The 14,188-nt window shown below is 71.5% G+C and carries 9 protein-coding genes and 1 pseudogene; 5 read left to right on the top strand and 5 right to left on the bottom strand.

The annotated features are described in order from the left end of the window. Positions 1–173: 173 nt before the first annotated feature. A complete protein-coding gene (locus tag MXD61_RS12485; protein WP_248813088.1) occupies positions 174–1,166 on the bottom strand; it encodes a cytochrome d ubiquinol oxidase subunit II in 993 nt (330 codons plus the stop codon). Next, positions 1,163–3,169 (bottom strand): cytochrome ubiquinol oxidase subunit I, encoded by a 2,007-nt coding sequence (locus tag MXD61_RS12490; RefSeq protein WP_248813089.1) that lies wholly within the window; start codon positions 3,167–3,169, stop codon positions 1,163–1,165. Before MXD61_RS12490 ends, MXD61_RS12485 begins: the two co-directional genes overlap by 4 nt. An 818-nt stretch (positions 3,170–3,987) precedes the next feature. On the opposite strand from MXD61_RS12490, the gene MXD61_RS12495 reads away from it, so the two are divergent. The 4 genes from MXD61_RS12495 (at position 3,988) to MXD61_RS12510 (ending at position 9,536) form a co-directional block, all read left to right on the top strand. Further along, positions 3,988–4,506 carry a BlaI/MecI/CopY family transcriptional regulator gene (locus MXD61_RS12495; protein ID WP_248813090.1) on the top strand — a complete coding sequence of 173 codons (519 nt, stop codon included), beginning with the start codon at positions 3,988–3,990 and terminating at the stop codon, positions 4,504–4,506. 43 nt (positions 4,507–4,549) lie between these two features. Further along, a complete protein-coding gene (locus tag MXD61_RS12500; RefSeq protein ID WP_248813091.1) occupies positions 4,550–5,881 on the top strand; it encodes a M56 family metallopeptidase in 1,332 nt (443 codons plus the stop codon). A gap of 195 nt (positions 5,882–6,076) precedes the next feature. After that, the gene (ppc, locus tag MXD61_RS12505) at positions 6,077–8,938 is read left to right on the top strand and encodes a phosphoenolpyruvate carboxylase (protein ID WP_248813093.1); all 2,862 of its coding nucleotides are present in this window, start codon (positions 6,077–6,079) and stop codon (positions 8,936–8,938) included. A gap of 403 nt (positions 8,939–9,341) precedes the next feature. Then, the gene (locus MXD61_RS12510; RefSeq protein WP_374628864.1) at positions 9,342–9,536 is read left to right on the top strand and encodes a hypothetical protein; all 195 of its coding nucleotides are present in this window, start codon (positions 9,342–9,344) and stop codon (positions 9,534–9,536) included. 85 nt (positions 9,537–9,621) lie between these two features. Here MXD61_RS12510 and MXD61_RS12515 read toward each other — a convergent pair whose 3' ends face one another. The 3 genes and pseudogenes from MXD61_RS12515 to MXD61_RS12525 form a co-directional block, all read right to left on the bottom strand. Then, positions 9,622–9,951, bottom strand: a complete 330-nt coding sequence (locus tag MXD61_RS12515) for a hypothetical protein (protein ID WP_248813095.1) — start codon at positions 9,949–9,951, stop codon at positions 9,622–9,624. A 195-nt stretch (positions 9,952–10,146) separates the two neighbouring features. Then, positions 10,147–10,905, bottom strand: a pseudogene (locus MXD61_RS12520) (MFS transporter); the annotation flags it as partial. Between the two features lie 193 nt (positions 10,906–11,098). After that, positions 11,099–11,923, bottom strand: a complete 825-nt coding sequence (locus tag MXD61_RS12525) for a cyclopropane-fatty-acyl-phospholipid synthase family protein (RefSeq protein WP_248813097.1) — start codon at positions 11,921–11,923, stop codon at positions 11,099–11,101. A 419-nt stretch (positions 11,924–12,342) separates the two neighbouring features. On the opposite strand from MXD61_RS12525, the gene MXD61_RS12530 reads away from it, so the two are divergent. Continuing rightward, positions 12,343–14,169, top strand: a complete 1,827-nt coding sequence (locus MXD61_RS12530; RefSeq protein WP_248813099.1) for a serine/threonine-protein kinase — start codon at positions 12,343–12,345, stop codon at positions 14,167–14,169. Positions 14,170–14,188 lie beyond the last annotated feature (19 nt).

Raw genomic sequence — 14,188 nt, forward strand, 5'->3', positions numbered from 1 at the left:
GTTCGGTCGAGGACGGTACGGCCGTCGTCGCGGCCATCGCACCCCATCCGTTCGGTCCGTTCTCCCTCACCGGCGCGGGGGGGGGGGGGGGCGGCGGGGGGGGGGGCGCGGGGGGGGCCCGGGGGGGGGGCCGGCGGGACGGCCCGACGCCTCGACGCGTCGGGCCGTCCGCGTCATTCGACCGGCTCGGGGCGGGTGAACAGCCGGTACAGAACGATCATCGGCGGTGTGACGATCACCAGGCCGCCGACGACGGCGTAGAGCATCGCGCGGATGTTGGGCGACGGCGCGGCGGCGTCGTCCACCGTGACCTGACCGACGATCAGGTCGGGGTACTGGGCGATCGCCCAGCCCCAGAGCATCCCGCCGACGGCCAGGCCCGCGGCGAGCCGGGCGACGACGAACTGGTTGCGCCCCAGCGCCACCAGCGCCGCGACCCCACCGACCGCGGACAACGCGACCAGCGGCACCGATCGGTCACCGAACCGGCCGGCGACGACCGGCGCCTCATGCGCGAACAGTGGCAGCAGGGCCAGCGCGAGCACCCCGCAGACCACCGCCCCACCGAACGCCCGGCGGCGGAACACCGGCACCAGATGTGCGGTGACCGGGGACGCCCCGGCGTCCTTGCACAGGTACACGGCCGCGAGGAAGGCGGTCGCGGCGACGGCGAACAGGCCGCAGCCCAGCCCGAAGACGCTGCGCACCGGCTCCATCGGGTCGGACGTCGACATCTTGCCCGTCGCCAGCGCCGCACCGGTCACACCGAGGGCGAACGGGGTGATCGTCGAGGAGACCGCGAAGACGTGCCCCCACCAGTGGTCCGGACCGGCCGCGCCCGCGCCGTACGCCCGGTAGACGTAGGCGGCGCCGCGCAGCACGATGCCGACGAGCGCGGCCGCCAGCGGGATCTCCAGCGACGATCCCACCACGCCATAGGCCGGCGGGAAACCGCTGAACAGGGCGACGACGATGAACACCAACCACACGTGGTTGGCCTCCCACACCGGCCCGATAGAGGCCGAGATCAGCCGGCGCTGGGAGCGGGCGTCCGGCCCGCGAGCCAGCAGATCCCACACGCCGCCGCCGAAGTCGGCGCCGCCGAGCAGCGCATAGGCGGTCAGCCCGATCACCATGACGACGAGAAGCAGGTCGGCGGATGTCATCGGGACTCTCCGTGCTCGCTACGGCCGGCGGCCGAGGTGGCCTCGACCCGGTTCTCGGACGGGGCGGCGGTCGTCGGTCCCGGTTCTGGCGGGTTGACCGCCAGGGTGCAACCGGGACGGCCAGCCGACGGGGTCACGGTCGTCGACCGTCGGTTCGACACGGCATGCCGTCCGGACGGACGACCGAACAGTCCCGCTCGCCCGGCGTTCGCCCGCTCGCTCTTCGTACGCGCTTCATGCCGCGGATGTGGGATGACCGGCACCTGGTCGGCCGCAGCCTCCGCGGCCGGAGCCCGGTCTGCCGGAGTCGGCTCTGCCGGAACCCGGTCTGCCGGAGTCCGCGGGGGGACGCCGGCGGGAACGGGGGCGCCGGCGGGGGTGAGGGCATAGCGGCCCGCGTGCTCCGCGGCCGGGTCGTACGGTGTCGCCGAGTGGCCCGCGTCGGCCCGTGCGGCCGTCGTGGCAGGCTCGTGCGCGACCGCGGGCCTGTGCGTGGCGGCGGGTGCGGACTCCTTGTCGTCGTCCTTGCCGTCGCCCTTGCCGTCGTCCTTGCCGTCGGAACCGTCGCCGTCCCGATCGGGTCGGCCAGGGCCGGTGCCGGTGCCACGGCCGCCGTCACGCGGACGCGGGGCGCTGGGCATCGACGGCCCGCTCGGCCGGTTGGGTACCAGTTGCTCGCCGCTGGGTCCACCGGTGGCCATCCGGCGCAGGATCAGGATCAGCGCGCCGGCCAGGCCCAGGTACAGCGTGAGCGTGCCGGCGAAGATCGGCGCGGCGCCGTCGCTGCCGGTGACCGCGTCGACCACCTTCATGTGGCCACCGACGATCCACGGCTGCCGGCCACCCTCGGTGACCTCCCAGCCGGCGATCATGGCCAGCATCGCCGCCGGGCCGGTGCAGGCCGCGGCGAGCAGCCAGGGCCGCCCGGTCGGGAGCAGTGGGTGCTGCCCGCGCCGCCGCCGCCGCAGGACGGCGAACCCGGTCGCCCCCGACAACGCGATCAGGGCCGAACCAAGCACGATCATCACCGTGAACGCGCCGTGTACGAGCGTGCCGTCGGGGCGTTCCTCCGGCGGGGCGGAATCGAGCCCCGTCATCACATGGTTCGTGGAGAAGCCCTCGAGCAGCGACAGCATGCCGGGGATCTCCAGGCCGCCGCGGACCTCACCGGTCTTGTCGTCGTAGATCCCGCCGAGGGTGAACGGGGCGTTCGAACCGGTGTGGTAGAGCCCTTCCATCGCGGCGAGCTTGAGCGGCTGGTGTTCGCCGGCGCTGCGGCCGGCCCAGTCACCGGCGATGAGCTGCAACGGGGCGGCGACGAGCACCGCGGTCAGTCCGATGGCGAGGCCACGCCGGTGGTAGGTGTCCCGACGTCCGCGCAGCATGCCGACCGCGTAGATCGCCGCCACCATTCCACCGGCACACATGAACGCGGCCAGCAGCATGTGCACGAGCTGCGGTCCGAACGACGGGCTGGTGAACGGGGCGAGCGGTTCCTCGGCGATGACCCGGCCGTCCCGCTCGGTGATGCCGCGCGGCACGTTCATCCAGGCGTTGACCGTGATGATGAACAGCGTCGACAGCGTGCCGGAGATCGCGATCGGCCAGAGAGTCAGCCAGTGCGCGCGGGCCGAGAGACGTTTCCAGCCGTACAGGTACATCCCGACGAAGATCGCCTCGGTGAAGAACGCAAAACCCTCCATGGTGAACGACAGCCCGAGGGCGCCACCGTACTTGGACATAAAAGCGGGCCAGAGCAGCCCGAACTCGAACGACAGCACTGTTCCCGAGACGGCGCCCACCGCGAAGAGCACGGCGAAGGCACGCGACCACTTCTTCGTCAGCGCCAGCCACACCGGATCACCGGTACGCAGCCAGCGCCACTCGGTGTAGACGAGCATCCAGGGCAGGCCGACACCGAATACGGCGAAGCAGATGTGGAACGCGAGGGAGAACGCCGTCTGGGCACGAGCGAGGTCGATGGCGTCGGCGGCGAGAACCATGCGCACGGCTCCTTCGAAGGACCGCGGGAAGAAATCGACCGGGAATCAGTCGACCTTCTACCCAGCGTAGAAGGTCCCAAGGTACGTAGCGGGCGGTCCGGTCGGCCCGGCGTTCCTGCGTGAGGTCCACAACAGGGTCGGCACCGACCGGCGGGGCGGTGCTTCGTTCGTCCCCCCACCAGGCATACGTGCCCAGGCCGTCTTTTCCCCGTCAGGACGGGTGTGATTCTGCCAAGCCGGCCGCCGTCGCCGTTTTTTGCACCGTTCGGGCGGCACCAAAGAGCACGCCGACCACAGCTCGCAGGCGTCACTCCGGGCCGGCCAGGACCAATGTGTTCCGACCCGCGGGTCAAATGTCCTGCGGGTTGCCTTAATTCCACGTAAAGAATGAAAGCCAGCCCGCGGCGGCACACACCGGAAACGACCGACGGGCACTGGCGGGCCACCGAGGGGTCGGCGGCGAATCGGTCCGTTCGGCTCGCCCGGGGTGCCACCATCGCGACCGAACAGCCCGGCCGGGCCAGGCCAGAAGTCCGGTTCGGATCGCCGGAAGGTGACCATCGACGGCGGTGGACGGCGCCTCCCTGGCCGTCCGACCGGCCGCGGGCAGGACCACCGGGCCGGCGCGGTCAGCCCTGTGGGCCCGTCGGACCCGACGACCGGGCCGGCGCCGGCGGACCCCTCGGCGGGCGCCCCCGCCCCGCCGATGCGCCTTACCGTCCGCCCAACACCGAGGTCAGCACGGGTGTGACGCAGGCTGCGTCGACAAACCTCGGGGTTCGACCACGGTCAACTTCTACGCGACGTAGGATTGAGGCATGGCGCGCCTGGGTGACCTCGAACGGTCGGTCATGGACGTGTTGTGGTCCAGCGACGGGTGGTTGACAGCTCGCGAGGTCGCCGCCCGCCTCGACCACGAGCGCGATCTCGCGTACACCACCGTGCTGACCGTGCTCGAACGACTGGAACGCAAGGGCTTCGTGCGCCGGCAGCGGGCCGCGCGGGCCCATCGCTACGCGGCCACCGACAGCCGTGAGGCCGTCGTCGCCGAGGCGATGATGGAGGCCCTCGGCACGGCGGACGACCGCGGCTCGGCCCTGGTCCGCTTCGTCGGGTCCGTCTCCGCCGAGGAGGCGGAGATCCTGCGCCGGGCGCTGGACCCCCTGAGCGTGCTCCCGCCGCTGGCGGAGCCCATCGGGATGGGCTCCGCGGCAGCACCCGCCGCGGGTCCGCCCGCCTCAGCCCCCGCGACCGGCTCCGATGCCGATGCAGGCCCGTTCGGGTCCGCAACGGACGATGCGGATGGTCTCGGCATGGCCTCCACCGAGCCGGAGTAAACAGTTCAGCTTCGGCCAGTGCGGGGGTAGCGTGGCCCAGGACATGACGACCGCGGCACTCCTCGCCCTGTTCGCGGGCGTGCTGGCCTGGCCGGTGCCACGCCTGCTCGCTGCCGCGCGATGGCCGCATCGCTACCCGCGGGCCGCGATCCTGCTCTGGCAGGCGATCGGTCTGGCCGGCGGAGTATCAGCGCTGCTGGCCGCGGTGGCGTTCACCGTCTCCCCACTGGCCGCCAGCACTCCTTCGGCGATCATCGACCATCTGACCAACGTGGCCGCGGGCGAGCCGCTCGCCGGGCTGCGCTGGATCAACCTGGTCGGTCTGGCGCTCGCCACCGCGCTCGCCGGTCGACTGTTCGGTGTTCTCGGTGCCTCCACCGCCGCCACGTTGCGTGAACGGCACCGGCATCGGCATCTCGTCGACCTCGCCGGCCGCCGCCATCGCCGCCACGACACCCATGATCCGACCGGCCACCTGCTCTCCCCCGCCGGCGGTCTTCCCACCGCCGAGCCGTTCTCCCCGACCGGGCATCACGACCATCTCGTCCCGGGCGACCGGCTCCCCCCGGAGCAACCGGTCAGCGGCCTGACCTACCCGTCACCAGCCACCAGCGGTCATCCGACGACCGGCGGCGCTGACGGCGGCGAGAACGACGGGTCCATACCGGATGAACGCGTGACGATCCAGGCGGTCACGTCCTGCTGCCTGTGCGAGCACCGCGACCGGGCCGGCATCAGGCTGCGGATTCTCGACCATCCGATCGCGGTCGCCTACTGCGTGCCCGGGGTACGGCACGCCCGGGTGGTGGTCTCCCGCGGCCTGCTCAACACGCTGGCCGCCGACGAACTCGACGCGGTGCTCGCCCACGAGGCCGCCCATGTCGCCGGCCGTCACGACCTGGTCATCCAGCCGTTCGTCGCCTGGGAGCGCACCTTTCCGTTCCTGGGCCCGGCCCGGGAGGCCACCGCGGCGGTGTCGCTGCTGGTGGAGATGCTCGCCGACGATGCCGCCGGACGGCAGACCAGCCGCCCCGCGCTGGCTCGGGCGCTCGCCCGGATCGGGGTGACCAGAGCACCCGTTCCCGCCGGTGCCCTGAGCATCCTCGGTGCGAACGGCGCCCTCGGTGCGAACGGCGCCCTCGCCGATGCCGCTGGTGTCCGCGCGGCCGGTGCCGGCGGCACCGCGGCCACGCATGGTCACGGCCACGAGGGTCCGGTCGGTGTCGGCCCGTCGCGTGGGATCACCAATCCGGTGATCTCCCGCATCGCCCGGTTGCTCGACCCGCCAGCGGTGCACTGGTGGCAGGCCCTGGTCGCCTACCTCGGCGCCGCGGCGGTGCTCGCCACCCCACCGCTGATCGTCCTGATCGGCTGAACCGGCCACACCCGAACGCCCGACCAGCCGAACGCCCGACCGACGGCCGGGACGGACGGCGCGAAACCGTCCACCGGCATCGGCTAGACCACATCGCCGGACGGTAGGCAAGAGCGCCATCGACTCGGCAGACTTGGCCCCACCGAGCCTGACCCCGCCCGAGAAAGACCGCGAACAACATCGCCGGAGGCGGTTGTGACGACCGATCGGACCACGACGGCCCTGGACGCACGCGACCCGGATCCGGGTGCCTTCGCCGGTGGGGTGTCCAGCGGCACCCGGCACGCGGCGGTGCGCGCCGGTGTACGCAGGCTGGGCGATCTGCTCGGGCAGGCGCTCACCCGCCACGAGGGTGCGGACACCCTGGCCCTCGTCGAGCAGGTGCGGGCCCTGGCCCGCCGGCCCGACAACGGCGCCGAACTCGCCCGGCTGCTGGCCGGCGTCGACGACCCGACCGCGATCGTGCTCGCCCGCGCGTTCACCGCCTACTTCCAGCTCGCCAACATCACCGAGCAGCTGTACCGCTCCCGGGAGCTCTCCGACCGGGCCCAGGGCCCGCTGGCGGAGACGTTCGCCCGGATGGGGGACGCGCTCGACGCCGGCACCCTCGAACGCGAGCTCGCCAGCTCCATCGCCGGACGCCTCGAGCTTCGGCCGGTGTTCACCGCGCATCCGACCGAGGCCAGCCGCCGCTCGGTGCTCGACACGCTGCGCCGCATCGCCGACCTGCTCGACGCCGACAGCCCGGATGTCGGCACATCCCGTCCGGCGGACACCGAACGCCTCGGGCGTCGCCTCGCCGAGATGGTCGACATCCTGTGGCAGACCGACGAGCTGCGGGTGGAGCGGCCCAAGCCCACCGACGAGGCCCGCTCCGCCGCCTACTACCTGGAACTGATCGCCACCGAGGTGCTGCCCGACCTGTTGGAGGAGCTGGACCTCGCCTTCGCCCGGGTGGGGATCCCGCTGCCGGCGGGGGCCCGTCCGCTGCGGTTCGGCTCGTGGGCCGGCGGTGACCGGGACGGAAATCCGAACGTCACGCCGGCGGTCACCCTCGAGGTTCTGACCCTGCAGCACGAGTTCGGTATCCGGCTGCTGACCTCGGCCGTCGAACGGCTGGTCAAGGAGCTGACCGCGTCCACCCGGGTGGTGACGGTGAGCGAGGGGTTGGTGGCGTCGCTGGCCGCTGACCGGGTGGCGCTGCCCGAGGTGTACGAGCGTTACGTCCGGCTCAACGCCGAGGAGCCGTACCGGCTCAAGTGCAGCTACATCCTGGCCCGTCTCGCCGCCACCCGTGACCGTCTGGCCGCCGGCCGCCCCCATGTGGCCGGCCACGACTACGCGGGTCTGCCCGACGTGCTCGACGATCTGGCGGTGATGCGCGCGTCGCTCACCGCCGGGGATGGCAGCCTGGTCGCCGACGGCCCGCTGCAACGGATGATCCGCACCGCCAACGCGACGGGTCTGGCGCTGGCGACCCTGGACATCCGCGAACACGCCGACAAACACCATGGTGCGCTCGGCGCCCTCTACGACCTGCTCGGCGAACTGGACGTGCCCTACGCCGAACTCGACCGACCGGCCCGACGCGCCCTGCTGTCCGCCGAACTGACCCGGCGCCGCCCGCTGCTGGGCAGCGCGCCGCCGCCGCTATCCGACGGTGCCCTCGGCGCGCTGGACCTGATGCGCACGATCCGGGTCGCCCTCGACCGGTTCGGCGCCGACGTCATCGAGAGCTACATCGTGTCGATGACCCGCGACGTCGACGACATCCTCGCCGTGGCGGTGCTCGCCCGGGAGGCGGGCCTGGTCGGGGTCGGGTTCGCCGGGCGGCCGGCGTGGGCCCGGATCGGTTTCGTCCCCCTGTTCGAGACGGTCGCCGAGCTGCGCTCCGCCGGTGCCCTGCTGGACGGGATGCTCACCGACCCGTCCTACCGGGCGCTGGTCGGTGCCCGCGGTGACGTGCAGGAGGTCATGCTCGGCTACTCGGACTCGTCCAAGGACGCCGGTATCACCGCGTCCCAATGGGAGATCCACAAGGCCCAGCGGGACCTGCGTGACATCGCCCGCCGCCATGGCGTGGTGCTACGCCTGTTCCACGGCCGCGGCGGCTCGGTCGGACGCGGCGGCGGCCCCAGCGGCGAGGCGATCATGGCCCAGCCGTTCGGCACCCTGGACGGCTCGATCAAGGTGACCGAGCAGGGCGAGGTGATCTCGGACAAGTACACCCTGCCGCAGCTCGCCCGGCACAACCTCGAGATCGCCCTGTCCGCGGTGGTCGAGGCCTCGATCCTGCACCGCTCCGCCCGACTGAGCCCCGCCGTGCTCGCCGGCTGGGACACCACCATGCAGGCCGTGGCCGACTCGGCCCGCGAGACCTACCAGGCGTTCGTCGCGAACCCGGCACTCGTGCCGTTCTTCCTCGCCGCGACCCCGGTGGAGGAGCTCGGCAACCTCAACATCGGCTCCCGCCCGTCGCGCCGTCCCGGCGGCTCCGGCGGCCTCGCCGACCTGCGCGCGATCCCGTGGGTGTTCGGCTGGACCCAGTCCCGGATCATCCTGCCCGGCTGGTTCGGTGTCGGCACCGGCCTGGCCGCCGCCCGCGCCGCCGGAGCCGGCGACACCCTCGCCGACATGTACCACTCCTGGCACTTCTTCCGGACGTTCCTCGGCAACGTCCAGATGACCCTCGCCAAGTCGGACCTCGCCATCGCCGAGCGCTACGTCACCACCCTGACCAGCGACCTCGCCCCCACCAGCGCCCCCGGCGCGGCTGGTTCGGCCGGCTCGGCGATCTTCGAGACGATCCGCGCCGAGCACGCCCGCACCGTGCGCGAGGTGCTCGCGGTCACCGGCCAGCGGGAACTGCTCGAGAACGCCCCCACCCTGCGCCACACCCTCGAGGTCCGCGACGCCTACCTCGCCCCGTTGCACGCCCTGCAGATCTCCCTGCTGGCCCGTTCCCGGGCCGCCGGCCCCGACGCCGACCCCCACCTGCGCCGCGCCCTGCTGCTCACCATCAACGGCATCGCCGCCGGCCTGCGCAACACCGGCTGACCAGGGGAGGACCCGACTGGCCGCATCCCGCTTCACCAGCGGTGGGAGCGGGTATAGGTCGAGTTCAGCCGGAGTGCACGGTGGTCCGCACAGAACACGGACCGGACCATCGGGTGGACGAGGCGAGCAGGAGAGGAGCAGTGGTGACACGCCAACGGACAGTCGATCGGCGAGGGGGTCGGCACGGAATGTGGCCACACATTCCCGAAATGTCGACGATCGCTGGCCGTCCGTGCCTCGCGCCGCGATTGACGGCGACAGTGAGCGGCAATTAACAGCTCAGTAACAATTGATTAATGCCCGGAGAACCTGTCAGCGTCAGCGTAGACGAACACGTCCGATCCGGCCTCACACAGGCCATGCACACAAGGGCGTCGGACAGACCCAGACGACCAGACGGCAGGTGGTGGACGCCATGGAGACGATCGTCAAGATTGCGGCATCTATCGACGATATTCCGACTGTCGAGGAAACGGATGCCATGCTGGACGAGTTGCGCCGGCGCCCACGGGATTCCGTGACGGCAAAGATGATCGACGAGCTGCTCGAGCTTCGCATGCTGCTGGGAGCGGCCTACGAGCCCACACCCGTCGAGTAGAGCGATAACCACGTAACCGAACGGGGACCTCCCCGGCCCACGAGCAGGGCCGCTGGGAGGTCCCCGCCATCGGTTGCCGTCGGTGCTACTGCTGGGACCCGAACGGCTGGTTCTGGTTCTGGTTCTGGTTCTGCTGGTTGCCGCGCTGGCCACCCTGCGAGGAGCCGAAGCGCTCGCCAAGGTTCCCGCCCTGGCCGCCGCCGACACCCACGAGCTGGTGGAGGCGGTTCTCGATGTAACGCTCGCTGTGGTGCGTCTTGTCCGCGATGCGTGCGACGAGGTCGTTCACGCTGGTGGCGCTGTCGACATCCGCGGCGCTGACCTGTCCGAACTGGTCCAGGATGCCGTAGCGGAGCTGCTGCCAGTTCTGCCGAAGCTGCTGCTCGATCTGCTGCTGGATCTGCTGCTGGGCCATCTCTGCGGTTCTTCCTTTCGTTGATGTTCAAGCCTGCGCTTCAGGTGCGGCGTGAGATTACCGCGACGCCTCGACCGGCCGTCAAGCCAAGGCAATTTCAGGCACGCAACAGACTTTTCCAAGCTGTACGAAAAGGCGGACATCAAGGGACAGGCTCGAAGCGGTATAAATCCCGGGCTGCCCGCGGAAACTCAGTCACGGCGACGGTCCGGCCGACCCCACAGATTTCCCGGACGGTTCCCGCGTCGGCGGCTGGCTACTGTGTCCGCGGGCCCGAGCACCCGTGCTCGCGACCCCCAGCACCAGCACCCCGATGCCGGCCGCGACGATCGTCCACCAGCCGGCGGCGCTGGTCGGATCGACCACTGCCGGACGTCCGGCGACGTGCACCGCCGCCAGGGAACCGATGACGGCGACACCAAGCGACTGGCCGATCTGCCGGCTCGTCGAGGCGATACCCGCGGCCACACCGGCCCGCGACTGCGGCATGCCGGTCACCGCCGTGTTCGTGATCGGCGCGTTGACCAGGCCAAAACCCAGACCGATCAGGACGTAGGCGGGCAGCAGCCAGGCCAGTGGCGTGTCAGCGCCGAGACCGGTGAGCAGCAGGCTGCCCGCGACCAGGGGTGAGAAACCGCGTAGATCCTGCAGGTACATGGTGTTGAGGAAGTGGAAGCCGGCCACCGCCCCGAACGCGCAGACCGCGATGCCGGTCGCGGCGGCGAACGGCACGGACCGGAAGAAGCGGACGTCGATCAGCGGCCCGGGTGCCATGCTCACCCCGATCACCGCACCCCACACCCCGATCGCCCGGGCCCGTTCCCTCGGGTCGGTGAAGGTGTTGCTGATGATGGACATCGCCACCGGATTCAGCATGCAGCCACCGACTGCCTGGACCATCCGAAACACGATCAGCCAGGTGAGGTTCGGCGCCAGGCTGCACAACAGCGAACCAGACAGCAGATCGCCAGCACGAGCAGGCGTCGACCACGAGTCAGCTCGGCCATCGACACGCCCCGATGGTTTCCATCCGCTCGCCTCCCCCGCCCGCAGAGATATTTAGCCTACGCTAACTATCTCGTTCCCGGACGGGTCGGAGCCCGTCCGGACGGGTCAGGGTCCGGACGACGGACGACGGATGTGGGGGCTACCGGCGCCGGGCCGTGACCAGGAGACGCGCCGAACCCATCGTGTACGGAGTGCCGTCGGAGTCGCCGTACCGGCCGAGGTCGGTGAACCCGGCCTCCTCGAGAAGCTCGCCGATGTGCCCGCTGGTCCGCACGTGGTGCAGCGCCGTGGCCCGCAGCTCACGCGAACCCTGGACGAAGCGGTACCGGCTGGTCTGCCGGCTGCGGGCGACGTCGTAGCTGCCCGACATCTCGACCTCGATATCGCCGGTGGTCATCGTGTGCGACTCCCCGGTGAATCCCGGCAGCATCGACTCGGCCACCGCCCCGACGTCGATGACCAGCCCGCCGCCTGGCCGCACCGCCGCGGCGAGTGCCCGTGCGAACGCCCGCGTACCGGCGGTGTCGAAATAGCCGAAACTGTTCCCCAGGCAGACCGCGGCGTCGAAGACACCAAGCCCACCCAGTTCCCGCATGTCGCCCCGCACGAAGGTCACGACATTCCCGTTCGCCGTGGCCTCGGTGCTCGCCGCGACGCGACGGGCATGGTCGAGAGCTTCGGCGGACAGGTCGACACCGGTGACCCGAAAGCCCCGGGCTGCGAGCGCGAGGCTGTGCCGTCCGCTGCCGCAGGGGGCGTCGAGTATCCGGGCTCCCGCGGGCAGACCAAGCCTGGCCTCGATGAACGCGACGTCGGCCTCGGTCAGTTCCGGGGTGGCCACCCGACGCCAGAACTCGTTGGGAAGGTAGCTGAAAAAGTTCTCGTACCAGGTCGTGATATCCGCGGCCGACGCCTCGACGGAGGAAGGGGAAGCAGCGGACCCGAATGAGATGTGCGTGCTCAACGCAGGATGCTCCAGGTTCCCGATGGGGAGATCATGACAGGACGTCCGATATCCACGGGTCACCGGAGGAAGGCGGCGCGACACGGCGCACCACCCGATCGGCCTGCGACCGGACGGTCACATGGCGAATCGAGAAAAGACGACTACCGATGACCCGGGTGTTGACCCGGGGCGGTCATGAGGCATCCTCCGCAGGGAGCCGTCGGTTGATCCGACGGCGCACGGTGATGACGCTAGGCCGTGGGATTCGTTCCCGCAAGGGTTTTACCGGACCCTGGCCGGCGCACCCGCCACGAAGGTGGGATGGCCGACGCCCATGGGTCAGCCTCACCCGGACCACCGTATTCTCTGGGCAGCCCGGGCACCGCGACCACCTGGGCACCGTCACGGTGGTCGCCCGGAGCGGGAGGACGTCGGCAGTGGAAGCTCTGCACCCCGACGATCCCGAGAGCATCGGTAGCTACCGCCTGCTGGCCCGCCTCGGCGCCGGCGGAATGGGCCGGGTCTACCTCGGCCGCAGCACCGGCGGGCGCACAGTGGCGATCAAGGTGATCCGCGCCGAGTTCGCCGAGGAGTCCCAGTTCCGCCACCGGTTCCGGCGTGAGGTCGACGCCGCCCGGCGGGTGGGCGGGATGTGGACCGCGCCGGTGCTCGACGCCGACCCGGAAGCCGAGCAGCCCTGGCTGGTCACGGCGTTCGTCCCGGGACCCTCGTTGCAGGACGCGGTGCGCGACCACGGCCCGCTTCCGGTACACACCGTGCGTGCCCTCGGCGCCGGCCTCGCGGAGGCGCTCATCTCCGTGCACGGCGCGGGCCTCGTCCACCGTGATCTGAAACCGTCCAACGTGCTGATGAGCCTGGACGGCCCCAGGGTGATCGACTTCGGCATCTCCCGGGCCGTCGACGCGACCGTCCTGACGCACAGTGGTGGGGCGGTCGGCTCGCCGGCCTACATGGCACCCGAGCAGATCGGCACCGGTGAGATCAGCCCGGCCACCGACATCTTCGCGCTCGGCATCGTCCTGACCTACGCCGCCACCGGTGCGCCGCCGTTTCGCGGCCCCGGTCTGCCGGCGGTGATGTACGCCATCCTGTCGAACGAGCCGGATCTGACCCAGGTGCCCGCCGAGCTACGCGAGCTGATCGCGGCCTGCCTGAGCAAGGATCCCGCGCTGCGGCCGACCCCGACCGCGCTGCTGGCCCGCCTCGCCCCCGGCCGTGGCGCGGCCGCCGCGCTCGTGGCCGCCGGCTGGTTACCGCCGGAGTTGGTCACGGCCCTGAGCCGCAGCGCCCTGGCGCTGCTCGACCTCGACGCCCCGACCCGCGCCCACCCCGGCCCGCCGGCCCGCCCGCTCCCCGGCTCCCCATCGCTCCCCGGCTCCCCCTCGCACCCCGGCGCGTCCTCGCACCCCGGCTCACCCGCACACCCAGGCCCATACTCGCAGCCCGGCTCACCCGCACACTTCGGCTCGCCCGCGCGCTCGGGCCCGTACTCGCAGCCCGGCGCGTCCTCATACCCCGGCGCACCCGCGCGTCCTGCTGCGTTCGCGCAGCCCGCTCCCCCGCCCCCGCCGTACTCGCCGACGCCGCCACCACCACCGCCGAAGCCGTCCACCCGCCGGACCGGACGCGTCGTCGCGCTGGTCGGTGCGGCGATCGCCGTCCTCGCGGTCCTGACGGCGGTCCTGTTCCTCGTGCTGCCCTCCGACGGCAAGAACGACCCGACAGCGGGCGACCAGGGCCAGTCCGCCGCCCCCTCCGATACCGCCCGTCCCGCCGGCTCCGCGCAACCGCCAGCCTCCTCGACCGACCCGGGCGCGGGCTCCGAACCGGCGGCGACCGCGGGGACAGGCGGAGCCGCCGTCGCGCAGGCCTACCTCGGCACCTGGCAGGGGGCGCTCAGCGACAGCTCCGGCGTGCCGCAGAACGTCGTCATCACCATCCGCGCCGGACGGGTCGGCGAGACGGTCGCCCACTCCGAGGTCACCACCAACGCGTTGGCCAGCGTCACCGGCAGCGAACTGCGCTGCGTGGCCGACATGCGCCTGACCGCGGCGGCGGGCAGCCTCACCCTGCAGGACGTCCCCGGCAGCGGCGGGACCAGCGAACCGACGTTGCTGGGCCTACCACTGTGCGCCCATGGCGGCACGGTCATGCTGCGTCATCAGGCGGACGGAACCCTGCGCTACACCTCGGACGTCCCCGGAACATCGAATCCCGCCGGCACCCTGACCCGTTCCCGCTAGAGCTCTGTCCATGAACGTT

Origin of the sequence: Frankia sp. AgPm24 (assembly GCF_023243055.1) — a bacterium.
GTDB lineage: Bacteria > Actinomycetota > Actinomycetes > Frankiales > Frankiaceae > Frankia > Frankia umida.